14 protein-coding genes are annotated in these 19962 nt (G+C 43.8%); 8 read left to right on the top strand and 6 right to left on the bottom strand.

Annotated elements, in window-relative coordinates; genetic code table 11:
* Positions 1-53 precede the first annotated feature (53 nt).
* From hisC to ACT3QQ_RS05675, 5 genes are all read left to right on the top strand, one after another.
* A complete protein-coding gene (gene hisC / locus ACT3QQ_RS05695; RefSeq protein ID WP_444527243.1) occupies positions 54-1196 on the top strand; it encodes a histidinol-phosphate transaminase in 1143 nt (380 codons plus the stop codon).
* A gap of 110 nt (positions 1197-1306) precedes the next feature.
* Positions 1307-3640: a bifunctional prephenate dehydrogenase/3-phosphoshikimate 1-carboxyvinyltransferase gene (locus tag ACT3QQ_RS05690; protein ID WP_444527242.1), complete on the top strand. Its 2334-nt coding sequence runs from the start codon at positions 1307-1309 to the stop codon at positions 3638-3640.
* A 199-nt stretch (positions 3641-3839) separates the two neighbouring features.
* A complete protein-coding gene (gene rarD, locus ACT3QQ_RS05685) occupies positions 3840-4802 on the top strand; it encodes an EamA family transporter RarD (protein ID WP_444527241.1) in 963 nt (320 codons plus the stop codon).
* A gap of 44 nt (positions 4803-4846) precedes the next feature.
* A complete protein-coding gene (folB, locus tag ACT3QQ_RS05680; protein WP_444527240.1) occupies positions 4847-5272 on the top strand; it encodes a dihydroneopterin aldolase in 426 nt (141 codons plus the stop codon).
* A complete protein-coding gene (locus ACT3QQ_RS05675; protein WP_444527239.1) occupies positions 5247-5795 on the top strand; it encodes a 2-amino-4-hydroxy-6-hydroxymethyldihydropteridine diphosphokinase in 549 nt (182 codons plus the stop codon). The genes folB and ACT3QQ_RS05675 overlap by 26 nt, the downstream gene beginning before the upstream one ends.
* Positions 5796-5949: 154 nt before the next feature.
* Here the strand turns inward: ACT3QQ_RS05675 and cysE are convergent, their stop codons facing one another.
* The 5 genes from cysE to ggt all read right to left on the bottom strand — a co-directional run bounded on the left by cysE (position 5950) and on the right by ggt (position 14357).
* Complete coding sequence (cysE, locus tag ACT3QQ_RS05670; RefSeq protein ID WP_444527268.1) at positions 5950-6819, bottom strand: serine O-acetyltransferase; 870 nt, start codon at positions 6817-6819, stop codon at positions 5950-5952.
* A 215-nt stretch (positions 6820-7034) separates the two neighbouring features.
* Positions 7035-7922 carry an RNA methyltransferase gene (locus tag ACT3QQ_RS05665; RefSeq protein ID WP_444527238.1) on the bottom strand — a complete coding sequence of 296 codons (888 nt, stop codon included), beginning with the start codon at positions 7920-7922 and terminating at the stop codon, positions 7035-7037.
* Positions 7922-8302 carry an Hpt domain-containing protein gene (locus ACT3QQ_RS05660; RefSeq protein WP_444519774.1) on the bottom strand — a complete coding sequence of 127 codons (381 nt, stop codon included), beginning with the start codon at positions 8300-8302 and terminating at the stop codon, positions 7922-7924. The genes ACT3QQ_RS05665 and ACT3QQ_RS05660 overlap by 1 nt, the downstream gene beginning before the upstream one ends.
* A gap of 72 nt (positions 8303-8374) precedes the next feature.
* On the bottom strand, positions 8375-12094 hold the full coding sequence (gene dnaE / locus ACT3QQ_RS05655; RefSeq protein ID WP_444527237.1) for a DNA polymerase III subunit alpha: 3720 nt from the start codon (positions 12092-12094) through the stop codon (positions 8375-8377).
* Positions 12095-12389: 295 nt separating this feature from the next.
* A complete protein-coding gene (gene ggt / locus ACT3QQ_RS05650) occupies positions 12390-14357 on the bottom strand; it encodes a gamma-glutamyltransferase (RefSeq protein ID WP_444527236.1) in 1968 nt (655 codons plus the stop codon).
* Positions 14358-14675: 318 nt separating this feature from the next.
* Here ggt and ACT3QQ_RS05645 point away from each other — a divergent pair, with 318 nt between their 5' ends.
* Genes ACT3QQ_RS05645 through ACT3QQ_RS05635 form a run of 3 tightly spaced genes read left to right on the top strand, consistent with a single transcriptional unit; the run spans position 14676 to position 19295 of the window.
* Positions 14676-16730: a hypothetical protein gene (locus ACT3QQ_RS05645; RefSeq protein ID WP_444527235.1), complete on the top strand. Its 2055-nt coding sequence runs from the start codon at positions 14676-14678 to the stop codon at positions 16728-16730.
* Between the two features lie 55 nt (positions 16731-16785).
* Positions 16786-18372, top strand: coding sequence for a hypothetical protein (locus ACT3QQ_RS05640; RefSeq protein WP_444527234.1), 1587 nt, complete (start codon positions 16786-16788; stop codon positions 18370-18372).
* Positions 18373-18416: 44 nt separating this feature from the next.
* Complete coding sequence (locus ACT3QQ_RS05635; protein WP_444527233.1) at positions 18417-19295, top strand: exonuclease domain-containing protein; 879 nt, start codon at positions 18417-18419, stop codon at positions 19293-19295.
* Between the two features lie 139 nt (positions 19296-19434).
* Here the strand turns inward: ACT3QQ_RS05635 and ACT3QQ_RS05630 are convergent, their stop codons facing one another.
* Positions 19435-19950: a Spy/CpxP family protein refolding chaperone gene (locus ACT3QQ_RS05630; RefSeq protein ID WP_444527232.1), complete on the bottom strand. Its 516-nt coding sequence runs from the start codon at positions 19948-19950 to the stop codon at positions 19435-19437.
* Positions 19951-19962 lie beyond the last annotated feature (12 nt).

Genomic DNA, 19962 nt, shown 5'->3' with positions numbered 1-19962 from the left:
TTTAGAAATATTATCCACGAAAAGCATTTACAGATAGCATCTAAGGATAAACTATGCAGACTACTCAATTGACCGCGTCAGATCTATTGCCGTTAACACCAGCGTACGACAGTATTTTGGCATTGGCACCTTATCAAACAGGTAAGCCAATTGAGGAGCTGACACGTGAGTATGGTGTCTCAGATGTGGTAAAGCTGGCTAGTAATGAAAATCCAATGGGATGCTCACCACGAGTGACATTAGCAGTGACTGAGCAGCTAGGGCAGTTGTCGCGTTATCCTGATGGCAATGGTTACTATCTAAAGCAAGCGCTGGCTGACTTTAACGATGTCAGTGCTAATCAAATTACCTTGGGTAATGGCTCTGATGATTTGCTTGACATTCTAGCGCGTAGTTTTGTGGGTAAGGGTGATGCTATCGTCTATAGTCAGTATGCCTTTGTGGTATATTCGATGCTAGCGAAGATGCAAGGTGCGATAGATATCGAAGTGCCTGCTCAGCGCTTTGGTCACAACCTAAAAGCCATGAGTCAAGCGGTGCAAGACAATCCGAACACCAAAATTGTCTTTATCGCCAATCCAAACAATCCAACGGGTACGCAGCTAGAGCAAAAAGAGCTACGCCAGTTCGTTGCCAGTGTACCAAGCTCAGTCTTGGTAGTATTAGATGAAGCCTATATCGAGTATAGTCCTGAAAGTAATAATCGTGCGCTATTAGACGAGTTTGACAATGTCATTATTGTGCGCACTTTTTCCAAAGCCTATGGGCTGGCAGGTTTGCGCGTAGGTTATGCCCTAAGCTCGGTGGCAGTGGCGGATTTACTAAACCGCATTCGTCAGCCATTTAACGTTAGCCGTGTTGGTTTAGCCGCCGCTGCCGCTGCACTGGCTGATCAAGACTTTATCGAAAAAACTCGCCTAATAAATGACGAGCAAATGCGCTGGCTAGAAAAGCAGTTCGACGCGCTAGGGCTGGGCTTTGTGAAGTCGCATGCCAATTTTATTATGGTCGAGGTGCAGGTTGAGATGGAAGACATAACTGCTACTTCCATTCATCAGGCGCTACTTGAACAAGGTGTGATCGTCCGTCCACTGGATGCTTATGGGCTACCTAACTGGCTGCGTATTACAGTAGGTGTGGCTGAAGACAATCTGCGTTTGATTGATACCTTGCGCTCTATTTTGACTGAAGACTAAACGCAACCATAAGTGCTTTTTAATTTAAAAACTGTTCTGAATTAGCCATTAAAATTTATAACACTAAGACTGGACCTATCCATGTTTTAGTGTTTCCAACGAGAAAAGCCGTGAGTAGTCAGAAAAATAATAAACTTCAATCGTTTCTAAATACTACGCCGCCTATATTTAAACAAGTCTGTGTGATTGGACTTGGACTGATTGGTGCCAGTTTTGCTCAAGCCATTAAAGATAATGGCTTAAGTGAGCGACTGGTAGCAGTCGATAGACATGCGCCAAGTATTACAGAAGCTATTGAGCATGGTCTACTAGATGCAGGTAGTGCAAATCTAAAGGACGTTATTGATGGTAGTGATTTAATTATTATTGCAGTGCCAGTCCAAGCGGTCCAAACGGTATTTGTGGATATCAAACAAGCGATGGATAATGGACAGCTTACCAGTGATTGCATCATGACGGATGTCTGTAGTACTAAGGTCAATATCATTGATGCTGCTAAATCGGTGTTCGGCTCGCTGCCGACAGGATTAGTGCCAGCGCATCCAATTGCTGGGGCTGAAAATTCAGGGTATCATGCTCGCCGCGCCAGTTTATTTGTCAATCATAGCGTTATTATCTGTGAATTACCGACAACCAGTCCAACCTCTATTGCGAAGTTGCGATTGTTATGGGAATCAGTAGGTGCAAATGTCATGTCAATGGATGCTGAGCACCATGATCGTATATTAGCGCATACCAGTCACTTGCCACATCTGCTGGCCTTTAATTTGGTTGAGCAATTGGCAAGCCATGATGATAATTTAGATATGTTTCGTTATGCCGCTGGTGGGTTTCGCGATTTTACCCGTATCGCCGCCAGTGACCCTAAAATGTGGCATGATATATTTTTTGCCAACCAAAGCGCGATTGTCAGCGCCCTTGATGAGTATGGTGTCTATTTACAAACAATGCGCCAGCTTATCATCGATAAAGATTCAACTGCCCTGATGGGACTTTTGGGCCGCGCGCAAGCCGCACGGCGACATTTTGGCCATATGTTAGCCAGCACCCCTTATACGGATACTTCTGCCATGTCAGCTTCTTATAATATTACCCCTAGCAATACCGTTTCTGGCACCATCGCGATTCCTGGTGACAAATCTATCTCGCATCGCAGCATTATGCTCGGTAGTCTTGCCACAGGCGTGACAAACGTTACTGGGTTTTTGGAAGGAGAAGATGCGTTAGCGACGCTGCAGGCATTCCGTGATATGGGTGTGACTATCGAAGGTCCTGATAATGGTAAGTTAACCATTCATGGTGTCGGAATGAACGGTCTTAAACCTAGCAAAACACCTTTATATATGGGCAATTCTGGCACCAGTATGCGTCTGCTATCTGGCATCTTGGCGGCACAATCATTTGATAGCGTATTGACAGGTGATACGAGCTTAAATAAGCGCCCGATGGAGCGTGTGGCTGCACCGCTACGATCGATGGGTGCGGTTATACAGAGTACTGGTCATAGTGGTACCGCACCGCTTAGCATCACTGGTCGTGATACAGCTGGCAAGCCATTACAAGGTAATGAATATGATATGCCAGTTTCTTCAGCTCAGGTAAAATCTTGCTTGTTACTAGCAGGACTGTGGAGCGAGGGTACAACAACAGTCACACAGCCTGAGGTCAGCCGTGACCACACCGAGCGTATGTTATCGGCCTTTGGTTATCCAGTAACCGTAGAAGGCAACCGTATCAGTGTCACTGGTGGTGGTACATTGACAGGCGGCGATATCGCTGTTCCTGCTGATATTTCATCTGCAGCGTTTTTTATGGTGGCAGCAGCCATCAGTCAAAATAGTGAGCTGACCTTGACGCAAGTAGGTATCAATCCTACGCGTACTGGTGTTATTGACATTTTAAAGCTTATGCAGGCGGATATTAGCCTAAGCAATGAGACGCATGTGGGCGGCGAACCAGTTGCTGATATTACGATTCGCAGCTCAAACCTAGTCGGTATTGAGATACCAGAGCATCTCGTACCACTGGCCATTGATGAGTTTCCTGTGCTATTCATCGCGGCTAGTTGTGCGCAAGGCCGTACAGTGCTGACTGGCGCCAAGGAGTTGCGTGTTAAAGAATCAGACCGTATTGCTGTGATGGCGGAAGGGTTGCATACGCTTGGTATTGATTGTACTGTTACTGATGATGGTTTGATTATTGAAGGCAAAGGCACTGCTACTGAAAATGGCGACATAAATAATAGTCAGCCTGTGTTTGGTGGCGGTCATATTATCTCGCATCATGATCATCGTATTGCGATGAGCTTCTCTGTAGCCAGTCTGCGTGCATCTAAGCAAATCACTATTGAAGGGGTTGAAACGGTTAATACTAGCTTCCCAGGATTCGCTGAACTTGCCAATCAAATCGGTATGTCTATCCAAGTGGATACTGGTGCTGAGTAAGTCACTAAACCACCATTAACGCTTAATTAAAGATTTAATCTAACATTGTTAGCAATGTACTCGTGTCATTATTGGCATAAGTACATTGCTTTTTACCTTATAATCTCACTGTAGTAACCCTGCGCTCTCACTATTCAATCGACAATAATAATCAGAATTAGGTGAGAGTGCGCTTTGCTCTAACACGTTGTATTGTATTATGACCACCCAAAATGTTGTCAAAAAACCCGTAGTTCCCATCAAAACGACGAGAAGTGGTATTATTACTGCACTCATCGCTTTCTGTATTTGGGGCGCTTTTCCTCTTTATTTCAAGCAATTGGCTGCTTATAACGCGACAGAAGTTATTGGTCATCGTATTATTTGGACGTTTGCGTGTTTGCTAATTGTAGTAGTCGCGACCAAACGCTGGCAATGGATAAATACGCTGAAGCAGAATCCAAGATGGATCGCATTAACTTTTATATCAGGTATTATCATTGCAACTAACTGGCTTACTTACGTATGGGCGGTCAATCATGACCGTATCCTTGAAGCCAGTTTGGGCTACTTTATTGGCCCGCTCGTTGGTGTTGCACTATCGATGATTTTGTTCAAAGAGCGCTTGCGACGCTTGCAGTGGGTCGCAATCGGGTTTGCACTGTTATCTGTGGTCATTCAAGTGGTGATGATAGGTAGTCTACCATGGTTATCGCTTGTGCTAGCCTTTAGTTTCAGTACCTATGGTACGATTCAGCGTCAAACGCCGCTCACGCCTGTTGATGCGATGTTTGTCGAAACTACCATGCTCGTTCCTATCTTCCTTTGGTGGTTTTGGCAATCGGATGTGGTCAGTAGCCAGTTGAGCTTTTGGTTTAGCTCAAATATTTGGCTACTTATGATTGCAGGCCCAATTACGCTAATACCGCTTTTGTTATTTAATAAGTCTACTAAGCTCGTTGCTTATAGTATCCTTAGCTTTATGAACTATCTGACGCCGACATTTATTTTCTTCTTGGCAGTATTTTATTATAAAGAACCATTTGATTTAAGTCGTTTGGCAGTCTTTGGTCTGATTTGGCTAGGTCTGCTATTATTCAGTATTGACTTATGGCGACATCGTCCGAGTAAAGTGTTGAAGGCAGCGCGCCAACGTGAAGAAGCTCTACAGTCGGTTAAATAAACATTAGAAATGTGAATAAAAAATTAGCAAACAAGGAAGAAGGCATGCTCCATACTCAGTCTGACGTGGTTTTTATAAAAGGTCTAAAAGTTGAGGCCGTGATAGGGGTGTTTGATTGGGAGCGAGCCATTACTCAGCCGTTACTCATAGACATCGCGCTGGAGACGGACATCAGCGCTGCTGCTATATCAGATGATGTCAGCGATGCACTGAGCTATAAAGAAGTCTGCGATGATGTGAGCAAGTGGTGCAAAGAAATACAAGCAAAGCTGCTTGAGCATTTAGCTGGTCAGATATCTGATAAGATATTTGCAAAATATGCCTGTCAAAAAATAACACTGAGCGTTGCTAAGCCCACTGCCATTGCTCAGGCCGATGCAGTAGGAGTGCAAATAACGCGCTATGCGCCAGCATCAACCAAAGAGCTAGCTGCCAAAGAAGTTGATGATAGCCAAGCTAATGATGCATAAAATATCAGTTGAGTCAGATTTGGGAACACTGACACAATGCGTACCTGAGACTGTGCAAACGCAGCCTGTGGTAGAAGTTGTATTAGCGCTAGGTAGCAACTATCAAGCTGAAAAATATTTACCGCTTGCTCGCAAGAGCTTGACAGCGTTAGGTAAGATGCGATTGTCTACAGCGTTTCAAAATCCTGACTTTACGGCAACCTTGGTACAGCCAAAGCCCGACTATAGCAATCAGTGTGTCCATTTAACATTGAACACTCCAATGAGCCTGCAGCAGCTACAGCAAACCTTTAAAACCCTTGAAGGGGACTGTAATAGATGTCGACAGACTGAGCCGAATCAGGTGAGACGAGTGACGATGGATATTGATATCTTGATGATTAGATTGGCCAACACAGAAAATAGCCTAAGCGATAATATTATATCTAAACCAATGTCTGATTGGGTAGTAATGGCAGATCGTTATCCATTTAAAGAACATGAGAAAGCAGGAATCGAAGAACTGACTGAAACTAATTATTAACCATTTGAATAATATTTAAGCGAAAGTTAAGTAATAGATAGATAGTTAATAAAGTTGTTTATTTTAACCGATGTTTTTGTGGTAGATAAAACTAAGGGAAGTACAATATATTGTACTTCCCTTAGTTTTGTTTTTTTTACTAAAATTCTAGTACTCACTTTTGCTCGCTATCTGCTTCATTCATATCAGCACGACCAATCACATCCAAATCTTCTAGACAAAGTTTATCGTATTCCTTTTTGCAAAAATTAGGATCAATATCGCACATCGCTGACTGCAATTGATCGAGGCGATTCTCTGATTGCTGAATATGCTCAAGCATCTTAGAAAAGGCTTCTGCGACAGGATCTTGTGAATGAGGGTCGATCCCATAAGCACGGAAAGTATTGGTGCGTTTTGTAGTAGCGCTAGTGTCCTTGGTCTGATCTTTACTCTCGCCAGCGTGGTCAACTTTCTCTTGTTGCTTAGTATCTTGTACTTTTGTCGCGATTGGATTGCCTTTTTCATCGTGATAATCTGAGATCATGCGTGCCGCATTACCGACCATCGTAGCACCGGCTGGTACAGGTTTGACCACTACAGCATTTGAGCCGATTTTAGCATTTTTACCGACGGTGAATGGCCCTAATACTTTTGCACCAGCACCAACTGTCACACCGTCTTCTAGCGTTGGATGACGTTTGCCATTATTCCAAGACACACCGCCTAAAGTGACACCGTGATATAAGGTCACATCGTTACCAATTTCAGCGGTCTCACCGATGACGACACCGACACCATGATCGATAAAAAAGCGCTTACCAATCTTAGCCGCAGGATGAATCTCGATACCTGTCATAATACGTGAGCCGTAAGAGACCACGCGAGCGGCTAGTTTTTGTTCATTGTTCCAAAGACAGTGCGCACCGCGATGCAAAACAAGCGCATGAATGCCTGGATAAGTTAGGACAACTTCTAGACTATTACGTGCCGCAGGATCTCGGGTAAATACTGCATCAATATCTTCTTTCAAATCGTTCTTAATAGTAATAAGTGATTTGAAAAATTTGGATGGCAATGACATAAAGCGTCCTATTTATTCGTCGGTAGAGTGTCGTTTGTGAAAACAGCGATACCTATAATCTGTGGTCGTAAAGTTCAGAGAATCAGGAGTATATATTTTCGCTAAGCTTCTGCAAGTTATAACAGCTTTATACGGCAAAATATAGTAAAAAGCTGTCAAACAAACTATTACTTATTTTAGTCTTTTGATAGTTTTGCAATCAAAGCGCTTAATAGCTGATATTCTTTTTGATCAAGCTGTAGGCGTGACCCAAGTCTAGACAAGCGTGATGGCAGTGACTTTAGATGTTCACTATTTGCTAAACCTCGCTGTACCATAAGGTCAGTAGTACGCTGAGTCAGCTGTTGTAGCTGCTGTTGATTAATAGCAGGTTCATCCCATTGCTGACGTAAATTCACATTGATTGTCGATTGGGCGTCTGTGCTTGTATCCGAGTCTAAACTATCCACTGTCTGAGTATGCGTTTGAACGTAAGCGAAGATAAAGCTAGCGATGACTTGCACGGCTGATGCAACATTTAATACAGGGTAAGCAGGATTGGCATCGATTTGAATATGATAATCGGCATAAGCCAATTCTTCATTGGTCAATCCACGATCTTCACGTCCAAATAAGATAGCGATATTTGGTTTGCTAGAAGTAACGGCAGATGAGCTATCAACATCACCATCGCCTGTACTTAAAGCCGTCTGTGCATCGATAAAGTCAAACATAATCTTAGCGGCTTGCGTAGGTGTCACAACAGGACGAGGTAAGTGACGGCTTCGACTGCTAGCGGCAAATACCAATTGACAGTCTGAGATAGCAGCCTCTAAAGTAGGTGTAATTGAAGCGGACGACAAAAGATCATTGCCACCTGCTGCATGAGACACGCTGGTTTCATCAATCGGTAGTTTGGGGTCGACAACTGTCAAACGAGATAAACCCATCGTATGCATCGCACGGGCAGATGAACCAATATTGGCGGGCAAAGTCGTATTGACCATGACCACTTGCAGGCAATCAAGGTAGTCGCTTACGGTGTGGGCATGTGATGATACTGCTAATGAAGCGTCGTTACTCATTATTGTCCCAGTCTTTGATTGATTTCTTGTTCAGCACGGTGTAATGCAATGGCAATCTCTTCGATAAGAACGGCTTGCTCATCGATACGGCGCTCACGGCAATACTCTTGTAACTGGCTGCTAAGGCGGACTAATTGAGTCGCACCCAAGTTGGCGCTAGCACCTTTTAAAGCATGAGCAGTTTCAAAGCCATTGGCATTATCGTCTTTTTGATGGGCAACTCGTAGCGCTGCAACTCTTTGCTTACTATCAGTAAAATACACTTGTATCAAATCAACAAAGTCTTCTTCAAGAAGGTCACGCATGTCCTCGAACTGTTCATGATTGATAATTTCTTCATCAGTTTGTCCGAGCGTATTATTATTTGTCGTGTTATCCATGGTGGTTGTCCAATTTATAAAAGTTAAAGCAATAAGATTACTATAATGAATTTTTAAAACGTAATGTACGTCTTAGCTGTAATGGAAATGTAAGTTATCTTCACTGACCAAAGTTTTTAATGCCTGCAAGTTATCGTCATTTGGGTAAACGCGCCAGTGCTCAGATAGTCCGACATTTGCGATGCCGTAGACCTCATAAATGCTTATGCCAAGTGGCAAACAATTATCATTGATAGAAGCGTCAGTATTACTTAGAGCATTATTAGCATAACTGGCTGACATGCCATTTTGATTGGCTGCGTCATGGCCCATGTCGCTCTCTAATGCTAGTAAATCATTGCCGTTTTCATCATATAAGCTACCACCCATTGCAGGATCGTAGGTATTGTTACCGTTGCTACCTTGCTCGTCTTGCTCTTGGTTATAGGCCAGACGCGGCTCGGGAATGATGTCAGCTTGGGCCGATTTGAGTAGGGGCTGTAGACGTGTGAGCAAATTAATATCACTACCGTGAACTTTGATACTGATTTTTTTGAGCCAACGTAATCTGGCATCTACCATACTCATAGCACTATCAAGACGTGCGAACAAACGGCCATCACGCTCTCGTATACTGCCTTTGATGATGACGACTTCATCGATTTTTAACTGCTCTTTGACACGATTAAAACGCTCAGCATAGCAGCTAACCTCAAGCCTCGATGTGCCATCATCCAAGGTAATCACGTTGCGATTACCAAAGTTGGCAATATCTATGATAAGCCCTGAGAAATAGCAGCTGCCGTTATAGCCAGTATCAGTTAACTTGTCGAGACGCGCGCCAGAGGTATAACGTTTCAATTCATCCAAATACTCATTGATTGGATGTCCCGTTAAGTACAGCCCTAATGTGTTTTTTTCAGCTTTTAGGCGGTGTTTATCACCCCAAATGAGCTCTGGTGTCATAACCAACGGCGGTGCTGCGACCACACCATCCATTTCACCAAACAAATCCATCATACCGATTTCGCGATTTTGACGGTCTTGTTCAGCGGCCTGTACCGCGCTTGGCAGCTGACTCATTAACGCGCCGCGAATCTCGTAAGCCTCATCGGCTGGCAAGTCAGGGCGTAGGGTGGCGGCAAAGTCGTCAAAACAGCCCGCGCTAACCAACGCTTCAAGCGTGCGCTTATTGACTTTTTTGATATCGACGCGGCGGCAGAAGTCATATAAGTCTTTAAACGGCCCTTCGCGTCGGCGTGCATCGACGATAGACTCTACCGCGCCTTCACCCACGCCCTTGATAGCGCCAAGACCATAGATGATATTGGTCGGAGTATCGGCAACGAAATGCCATTCACTGCGATTGACCGAAGGATTGACTACGGTTAGCCCAAAGTTTTCACGGCAGTCATTGATAAAAAATACAACGTTGTCGGTGTTGTTCATATCTGAGGTTAAGACCGCTGCCATAAATTCAGCAGGGTAGTACTGTTTTAGATAAGCCGTTTGATAAGCTAATACGCCATAAGCTGCAGAATGCGATCGGTTAAAACCATAACCTGCAAATTTTTCCATCAAGTCAAACACGCCGCCTGACGTGACTTCATCGATGCCTTGTGAGGTCGCGCCAGTGACAAAAATATCGCGCTGCTTTGCCATCTCTTCAGGTTTCTTTTTACCCATAGCGCGGCGTAGCATGTCAGCACCGCCCAAACTATAACCTGCCATCACCTGTGATATCTGCATCACCTGTTCTTGATAGACAATAACGCCGTTGGTGTTTTCTAAAATCGGCTCAAGGTTGGGATGGTCATAGATGACTTCCTCGCGACCATGCTTACGGTCAATATACATCTCTACCATGCCTGCATCGAGCGGGCCAGGACGATATAGCGCACACATGGCGATGACGTCCTCGATATTGGTCGGTTGCAGTTTGGCAAGATACTTTTTCATCCCCATACTTTCTAGCTGAAAAACGGCAGTGGTTTTGGCGTCTTGTAGTAGCTTATAGGCTTTGCTGTCATCTAATGGCAAGTCTTCTAAAACTAAGGCAGGTACGTTTTCTTTTGCACGGCGTAAATTGATGTTTTCAACAGCAGCATCAATGACGGTTAAGTTACGTAGACCCAAAAAGTCAAACTTTACCAAACCGACAGCTTCGACATCATCTTTGTCAAACTGGCTGACACGGTGACCTTCATCATCACAATAAATGGCGCTAAAGTCCGTGATTTTGTGCGGCGCAATCAATACGCCGCCCGCATGTTTGCCGACATTTCGGCAAACGCCTTCAAGTTTAATTGCCATCTCCCAAATCTCAATGGCATCTTCATAATCCATATTATCAGGATTAGAGATCAAGTCTTTGAGCTGAGGTTCCTGCTCAAGCGCTTGGCTCAAGGTAATACCAGGGGTTTTTGGAATTAACTTGGATATTTTATTGGCCAAAAAATATGATTTGCTTTGTACGCGCGCTACATCTCGCACGACCGCTTTCGCTGCCATGGTACCAAAGGTGATAATCTGTGATACAGCATCACGACCATAGGTTTGCGCGACATAATCAATGACACGATCACGACCTTCAATACAAAAGTCGATATCGAAATCGGGCATGGATACCCGCTCTGGGTTCAAGAATCGCTCGAATAACAGGTCGTAATGAATCGGATCAAGATCGGTAATGTTTAGCGCGTATGCAACCAATGAACCCGCACCAGAACCACGTCCAGGTCCAACAGGCACGCCGTTGGCTTTTGCCCAGCGGATGAAGTCCATGACGATCAGGAAGTAACCCGGAAAGCCCATTGATAAAATAATATCCAACTCATACTCTAGGCGCTCATCGTATCTTTGGCGAAAATCGCTCCAGTTATCAGTACGTGATTCCACTGGAAAGAGCTTATCTAAGCGATGTTCAAGACCGCGCTGCGACTCTGCGCGAAAGAACGTCTCAATCGTTTCGCCTTCAGGCACAGGAAAATCAGGTAGAACATTAATACCGAGCGTCAAAGTCACATTGCAGCGGGTTGCCAAGCGCAAGGTATTGTCAATGACTTGCGGGATATCAGAAAATAGCTGTGCCATTTGTTCTTGAGTTTTTAGATATTGCTCATCTGAGTAAGTCTGCGGACGGCTCGGGTCAGCAAGGACATAAGAGCCTGCAATACAAACACGGGCTTCATGGGCATCAAAGTCATCTTGCTCTAAGAAACGCACATCGTTATGCGCAATGATAGGAATGTTATGTTTGGCACCTGAATGAATAGCTGCTCTAATAAAAGCATCTTCGCCTGAACGATTGGTACGCTTAATCGCAAAGTACAAGCGGTCGTCAAACTTTGCTTGCCATTCTGTGAGTAGTTCATCGGCTTTTTCTGGCATCGAGCCGACCAATGCTTGACCCACGTCTGACTTCTCCATGAGTAGCACAATCACACCTGCCGCATGCTCTAAGATATGATGACGCTTGATAACTGGCGTACCATGATTGGCAGGATCAGCGCGACCTTCGGTAAAACCAAGCGATACGATACGGGTAATGTTTTGATACCCTTCGTTATTCATTGCAAGTAGGGTGAGGCGTGTGTCCTCACCATCCATGATGACGTCACTACCAATAATAGGTTTGATGCCAGCACCTAAGCAGGCACGATAAAACTTCACCGTGGCATATAAGTTGGACAAATCGGTCAATGCCAACGCGCGCTGATTATCAGCTGCAGCCGCTTTTATCAGCGGCTTGATACGTACGATAGAATCGGTGATGGAATATTCGCTGTGAATGCCAAGGTGTACAAATGCCATAGAAGACTCTTACTGGTACGATCAAAAGAACAAGCTACCGATAAAATAATTGATTATTATCAATCAATTATACTGATATCTAGCGGCGGATAAGACCTCGATAGCCATATTGATACGTTTTAAATGGGGTCGTCAATAATAGCATTATTTGCTGCAGACAGCCACTGGTTCAAAGGGTTTAATCTAAGTGAGTTGAGTCATTACGTCATACGAGTTAGGTGATAAATAACATCAAAAAGCCCTCAATACAACAAAGTATAGAGGGCTATGTTATTGATAATTAAAGTCAGTTTATTTAGTAACCAACCACCGCTGCATCGACAATACGTGGATCAGACGATCCGTAAACACCGTTTGGTGTAAGCATGATCGACTGTGTGGATCCCATCGCGGATTTTGGACTGACAGTATGACCCATCGATTCGAGCTTTTTAACAGTATCAATGTTCAGTGCTTTTTCCACTCGAATTTCATCAGGTAGCCATTGATCGTGGATACGCGGCGCATGTGTTGCCTCAGCGATATTCATATCATGGTCGATGACGTTAGAGATAATCTGGGTAACGGTTGTGATGATTCGACTACCACCTGGGCTGCCTGTGACGATGTAAGGTTTACTGTCTTTGAATACCAGTGTCGGACTCATAGAGGATAGTGGACGCTTATTGGCTTCCACTGCATTGGCGTCGCCACCAAGTAGACCGTAGCCATTTGGTACGCCCGGTTTGGCAGAGAAATCATCCATTTCATTGTTGAGCAGAATGCCCGTACCGTCCGCAACAAGACCAGTACCATAAGAGAAGTTCAACGTATAGGTGTTGGCTATCGCATTACCATCTTTATCGACGATAGAGAAATGCGTGGTCTGATCACTCTCGTACGGCAGAGGATTGTTTGCTTTGATAGTGGCTGCTGGCGTAGCTTTATTGGGATCAATCAACGTACGCAGTTTATCCGCATAGGCTTGTGAGGTTAAGCCGCTGGCAGGCACATCGATAAAGTCGGCATCTCCCAGATACTCAGCTCGATCTGCATACGCTAACTGCATTGCTTCCGCCATTAAGTGAATAGTCTGTGCGCTGTTTTGTCCATAGTCACCCAGTGGATAGCCTTCTAAGATATTCAATATTTCAATAATGTGAATACCACCGGAGGAGGGCGGCGGCATAGAGACAATCTCATAGCCACGATAGTCACCTTTGACAGGTTTGCGAGCGATGGCTTCGTAATCGGCTAAGTCTTGCAGGCTCATGCTACCGCCTGCTTCATTGACTGCTTTGACCAGCTTTTGAGCCGTTTCACCTTTATAAAATCCATCAGCACCCTGTACCGCAATCCGCTTTAGCGACCGCGCAAGCTCAGGTTGTTTTAAACGTTCGCCTGGCTGATAAGCGCTACCATCAGGCTTAAAAAACACTTTTTTGGTACTTGGCCATTTCTGCAAGCGATCGCTCAACGCAGTGAGCGACTCGGACAGGCCAGCGGTGACTTCTATACCGTCTTCAGCCAGTGCTATCGCTGGTGCCATGACTTGCTCGCGGCTCATCGTGCCATGCTCTTCTAGTGCTTTTAACAGTCCTGCTACTGTACCTGGCACGCCAACGGCTAAGCCATGATAACGAGATAAATCGCTAACAGCATTGCCTGCTTCATCAAGATACATATCGCGTGAGGCGCTACTCGGTGCTTTTTCACGGTAATCAAGCGCCACCGTTTTTCCTTGCTTGGCATCATAAATCATCATAAAACCGCCACCACCGATATTACCTGCACGCGGCAAAGTTACAGCTAAGGCAAAACCCACTGCAACGCCAGCATCCACTGCATTACCGCCATCCTTTAAAACCTGTAGACCGATATCAGAGGCAAGCGCTTCTTGGGTAGCGACCATGCCGTTCTTTGCCCACACTGGATGATGAATAGCATCTTCAGAGTAAATAGCTTGGTCGCTATTAGCAGTATTGGCGGTATTAGCATTGTTCGAGGTGATATTGAGTGTGTTGGTCTTCGCTCGCGTGATGCGTTTGGTTTCAGACAGTACCGTTGGACTATCAGCCATGATGGCCAAATTTATCGCACTGGTATTGATGCCTGTGTTATTGACCATCGCGTTACTTGTTGAGCCTGATGGCTCTACAGCGTGTGCGGATATAGATAGTAACAGCGTACTGGTAATGAGTAAGACACTAGATTTGAATAGAGTATTAATTTTTGGTTTACGTTGCTGAGCGGTTCGATGATGGCGGGATAATAATTGTGACATCGCAAAGTCCTTTTTACGCGAGTGGAAAGAATAGAGCTAAGAAGTAGATAAGCCTAAATAGTAACGAAAATATGAAATAGTAGAAAGTTGTTTATCAAATTTCATAGCGTGCGCTTTGATACAGTTTAGCTGTATCAGCTATATTTCAAATACACAAAGCGAATCATAAGATAGCTTTTGTATAGATAGCATTATCTATGAATAAAGAGAGTCTTTAAAAATATTCGCTAATATTACTAAATAGTAACGTCTTGTGATATAAATAACGGTACTAATGTACACTCATTGCCGACAGTCTATTTATACAAAGAGATTCCTATGTCATCACACCATATTAATAACTGCAATCGACAGCGCCACTCTGAGACTACGCTTGCTGATTTTTCTGATCATAACCATAAAAACAACAATATTAAAAACAACAATGGTTACCTATGTCAAACTGGTAAATTGACGTCTATTGCTTTGCTGGTTGGTAGTGCGTCGCTTGTACTTGCAGGTTGCCAATCGACTCCAGCCAGCTCGTCCTCAAACTCTAGTACCATGATAGACTTTAGTGTTGCAGATGACGCACAGGGTCAAGCCTTTACCGCCAGTCAAAACGCACAGGCCGCGCGTTATGAGAAATTGTTTGATCAAGAAAAATACCCAAATACCGAAAACCAAGCAAAATCACACCTGCTTGCCGCCGTTCGTCAGCACTTAGCCACCGAGCATGTTGCAGTCGCCACAGCTAATTATCGATCAGCACCATTTATCGATACCGATAGTATCGATGCAGGCTCGAGTAGTTTGCTTAGAACGATTATAGAGACCTATGCATATCAGCCTGAAAGTGCATATAGTAGAAGTGATGATGAGCCATACAATGATGACTATAACGATTATGACGAGGACTCGATAGAGTCTGACTATCCTAGTGACTATGATAAGTCTAGAGCAGAATCTGAAGCAGAAAGAAGAGCTATTGCTGCTATATTGGCTGAAGCAGGAGAGAATCAGCCTACGAGCAGTGATGCCACCAGTGATAACGAGTACGCTTACGATATAGCAGACTATGATAGTGATGACTATAGTAGTGATGATTACAGTAGTGATGACTATGATGAGTACAGCAGAAATACTGAAGGTATGCTCTCAGGGATGTCGGATTTAAGTCCAAAGACAATGGTCGAAAAATATGAAGCCATGCAAATGGCAAAACAGCAAGCTAAGACAGAGCCAGTAAATCGTGGCAGCCTACCAATGTCACCTAAAGGTATGGTTAGCAATATACTGGATATGTTCCACCGTACGCCTGAGCAGATAGCCGCAAAAAACGCTTATCAGTATGAGCATTTAACATTCAATAGTGTCAGTCAATACCGTCCGAAGCAGCGCCAAATACAAAGTGTCTATAGCTACGACTATGCCACACCAACGATTAGCTCGTCGATACAGATACCGTTAGCATTTGATTTCAATAACAGCAATGTCGTCGTTGATCCATCGGCCATCATGCCGATCGTTGCGTTCGTTTATCCTGAGAATACGCCATTACCATCACAGATGGCTTCACATACGGTGAGCTTTGGTTTGCCTGACAGCATCACGGCACAGTTGCCACCAGCTGTACTCTACGATGCGGTGATTAACGCGATACAGAGCAGCATGGCTGAGCTCGCGCCTGAGCATTTTAGCGCAGTCGATATCAGTGGTGATGCATTTGCTAAAGAAGTCGGTGCGACCCGAGTAGTGAAAGTTTATTTTGGTAGTCAACAAAGCGGTGAAATGATCGGCAAGACGCTCAAGTATGTCACGAAATCACTGCAAGAATATGTAGATGCCAATCCAGAAAAATATCCTGATAGTGTTGCATTGAAGAAGGCGCTTGCTAAAGTACAGTTATACAATAAAGGCTATCAAAGCGCGGATGTTGGTTCGCTATTGCAGCTTATCGAAGCTATCGGTCCTATCTCATTTAATCAAATCAACTACTATTACTTAGACAGTTCAGATCGACTGCTTGCCAAGCAGCAACGTGCCAATATCGGTGGTGATTTGATGGGGTCGACCACAACCGTGCTAAACCAAGTACGTTACGACAAGGCCAGCTTCAATCATAATACCTTGACACCATTGCTTACAGAATCCTTTGGTCCAGACGCTACGCCTCCTATTGATGGCAATGCATGGATAGCAACGCAGCGCGCACAAAAAGACAGATTACAAACGGCTCGTTATGCACGCTACGACTATCAAGATAGCGGTGTCGAGGACGCTTATGGCAGTGATGGATATAGTAGTGATGAGTATAGCAACGATAATAATGGCGCAGATTCTGTCGATGAGAGCCAAGTTGACGATGTTCAAAATGATATGACTGAAAAATAGAAATCGAAAGACATCATCTCATTGCATTTACGCTCATACCTATTAAGGATAAAAAATGAAAACAGTACATCATGCCATTGCACAACGTCTGCCGTTAAAGAATAAAAGCAATCTGCTGATAACCAGCACATTTTTGACAGGGGCTCTGTTGTTAACAGGTTGCCAGTCTACCAACTTGGGCCAGTCTAACGCAGTAGCTGTAAAACAAGCACCCAGCGTTGCTAAAAAAACATTAGAGACAGCACTACAAAAACAGCGTCGTCAATCCCTTAGCTACCATGGCAATCTTGAAATTGTTAATAATCAACAATTTCAAGATGCTGATGCTGGTACTGAGAAAATGGCGGCTGCAGACTATGTAGGCGAACACTGCGAAGAAGCACATGACCAAGCGTATGCTGCTTTAGTCTTGCAAGCCGAACAGCAAAACAAAGATATTCTAGCGGCAGATTACGATACTAAGCGTGATAGTATAAAGCAGTCATATCTTGAATGCGCAGATGCCTATCAAGCATGGGATGACCATCAATACGATAGCGATGTAAAAGTAGCACCAGATTATCAAGCGCTATTCGACAATTATGAGGATACGCAGAGACCGCTAGATAAAAAGGAAGCACAGTTATTAGATGAGTATCTATTAAAGCCGCTCTCTATCGATTCTCAAGGTATCTACCAACCGATGGCAGGTAAGGCTACGATGCTCGCTAGTGCGCAGTATCAAGCACGCAACCATCACAGCAGTATCAATCAGCCTATTTATATAGATTTTAAAAACGGCGATATTTATCTCTGGGCAGATAATTTTGCGATTCTAAACTCAGAATTATTAGACGATAAACTCGGTACAAAATGGCAAAACAAGTGGTTAAAAATAGCTATTGACGATGGTACGTTGCCTAAAGGGTTTGGTGGTGAGGTGATCAAAAGTCACTTTGCAGCGTTAGATGCAACTTATGACGCGGCCCCTGTTAGCCAATTTAATTATGTTGCCCCTAGCTCGCTTGCGTCACTGTCTCCAAAACTGCCCGCGCACCAGTTATCGGCTATGCTACCAAGCGCTCAAATCATCCGCCGAGTACAAAGCTTTGAGGATTATCAAGCGTCGCAACAGAAATATATGCAGATTTTCTACAATCGAATCAGTGCACAATATCCAGAGCTGGTACAAGAACCCGAACCGATGACAGCGTTTGAGTCGATTCAAAATCCAGAGGCATTTACCAGTAAGTCTGTTGTGCAAAAAATACTGGCTATGATAAAAGGCCAAATGAACGAGGAAGCAACGACAGGCGAGGCCATTGCCAGTACAGAAGTACAGGAAATGTACGGGTTTAATAAACGCGGTCAACTTAAATGGGAGCACTTACGTCGTCAGCTAGATAATACTAGCGAAGCGAACAACAAAGAAGGTATGAGGATAGATGTGTTACAGCAGTATTCCGCTATTAGCACTAAGGACCTGGCATTCCCCAATCTGCCAAGTGATGTGCAGACGCCGAACGCTAGTAATAGTATTGATTTACGAAAGTATGCTCCAGAGCTGTTGCAGTATTACCAAGACGGAAATGGCACGGGAGTAGGTAAAATGGTATTTAACATGTTGCCGATGGTTAAAGAAAGTTTTAGTTCGGTCGAGTAGTTAAAGGTAATTTAGAGTGGGCCTAATGTATTGAGGAATATATAGTGAACTTTGTTACCATTGATGTTGAAACCGCTAATAGCGATGTAGGGTCTATCTGTCAAATAGGTCTAGCAAAATACTTAAACGGTAAGTTAATTGATACCTACTGCACTTTAGTATTACCCCAAACTTCTTTTAGTAGTCAAAATGTAGAAGTACATGGGATTACTAGCAGTATGGTAAGAGATGCGCCGTCTATGTACGATATATATGGACAGATACTAAAGTTTATTGGCGACAACATTCTCGTTAGCTACACTAATTTTGATCAAAGAGCTTTGATCAAAAGCTTAGAAGCTCACAAACTACCAGTACCAGAGTTACAGTGGGTAGATGCAACTGTATTAGTACGTAGAACATGTCATCGTTTCGCAGTAAAAGGCTATAGTCTGGCAAATGTATGTAAAGAGTGGAATTACCAATTTAACCATCACGATGCACTTGAAGATGCTAAAGCATGCGGCTTTATAACGGTAACTATCCTCAGAGAAAATAGTCTATCAATTCATGATTGGTTGACAGATAGTAACTATAATCGTATTTTTCACCAGAAAAGACGTCTTAATAGTAGAAGTTATCCAAGTAATATAACGAAGGTAGGGAGTGAGTCAGGAAGGTATGCAGGTCTTAATATTTGTTTTACAGGAGATCTTAGTATTAGTAGAGCAGAGATTGCTGACATAGCAGCTAAAAATGGTTTTAATGTCAAAGCAGGTGCTTCAAAAAAGTTAAATTATCTTGTAGTTGGTTCTCAGGACCTAACATTACTAGCAGGTCATGAAAAAAGCAGTAAGCATCGAAAGGTAGAAGAGTTGATACAGAGTGGGCTGGATATTAAAATTCTTGCAGAAAAAGAGTTCTTAAAATTAATCAAAATTTAAGATTAGTTTGAAAGTAAATATAGGAAATCGAAAAGCGCACCGTTTACACGATGCGCTTTTTCTATAATTAAAGTGATAGGTAGTAAAGCGATAGGCTTGATGAATAAAGGTTACGACCAATCAGCCTATGGATGACAATCTACATACCTTGATGCTGTTTGCCATGGCCTTTACGATCTTTTGAATGCTTGCGACCTTTTTCTTGTTTCTCTGATTTCATCTGTTCCATCTTCGCACGTTGCTCAGCGGTCAACACTTGAGCGATGGCATGTTGTGTCTGTACACGCTCGATAAAGCGCTGTTTTTCTTTTGCTGCTTGTTGATCAGCCAAACGGTTCAAGGCAGCAGTATTCAAAGTGCTGGCATTGGTTAGCGCTTTTATCTGCTGACCCATTTGCGCGCGTTCTGCTTGATGCTTTGCACGATTAGCAGTGCGATCGCTACGTTTGTCTTGCATGATGGCTTTGATTTGCGCTTGCTGTGTCGCTGTTAGATCTAGCTTGGACATTGGGCCTTTCATCGCGCCATCTTTGTGATTCTTTTGCATTTGCGCTGTTGGCGTTGTATCAGTGGTCGCATTCACACTAGTGCAAGCAGTCACTGTCAATATGCTAGAAGCTGCTAATACTGAGCCTAATAGTAATTTTTTCATCATAATATCCTTGAT

Origin of the sequence: Psychrobacter sp. AOP7-A1-24, from assembly GCF_052376235.1 — a bacterium.
Taxonomy (GTDB): Bacteria; Pseudomonadota; Gammaproteobacteria; order Pseudomonadales; family Moraxellaceae; genus Psychrobacter.
This window is presented reverse-complemented; position numbering and strand designations above follow the sequence as displayed.

Coding starts and splice junctions, on each gene's coding strand:
- ACT3QQ_RS05640 (WP_444527234.1), top strand. CDS start 16,786: ATGAAAACAGTACATCATGCCATTGCACAACGTCTGCCGTTAAAGAAT.
- ACT3QQ_RS05660 (WP_444519774.1), bottom strand. CDS start 8,302: ATGGATAACACGACAAATAATAATACGCTCGGACAAACTGATGAAGAA.
- ACT3QQ_RS05665 (WP_444527238.1), bottom strand. CDS start 7,922: ATGAGTAACGACGCTTCATTAGCAGTATCATCACATGCCCACACCGTA.
- ACT3QQ_RS05675 (WP_444527239.1), top strand. CDS start 5,247: ATGATAGCCAAGCTAATGATGCATAAAATATCAGTTGAGTCAGATTTG.
- folB (WP_444527240.1), top strand. CDS start 4,847: ATGCTCCATACTCAGTCTGACGTGGTTTTTATAAAAGGTCTAAAAGTT.
- ACT3QQ_RS05645 (WP_444527235.1), top strand. CDS start 14,676: ATGTCATCACACCATATTAATAACTGCAATCGACAGCGCCACTCTGAG.
- ACT3QQ_RS05630 (WP_444527232.1), bottom strand. CDS start 19,950: ATGATGAAAAAATTACTATTAGGCTCAGTATTAGCAGCTTCTAGCATA.
- ggt (WP_444527236.1), bottom strand. CDS start 14,357: ATGTCACAATTATTATCCCGCCATCATCGAACCGCTCAGCAACGTAAA.
- dnaE (WP_444527237.1), bottom strand. CDS start 12,094: ATGGCATTTGTACACCTTGGCATTCACAGCGAATATTCCATCACCGAT.
- rarD (WP_444527241.1), top strand. CDS start 3,840: ATGACCACCCAAAATGTTGTCAAAAAACCCGTAGTTCCCATCAAAACG.
- hisC (WP_444527243.1), top strand. CDS start 54: ATGCAGACTACTCAATTGACCGCGTCAGATCTATTGCCGTTAACACCA.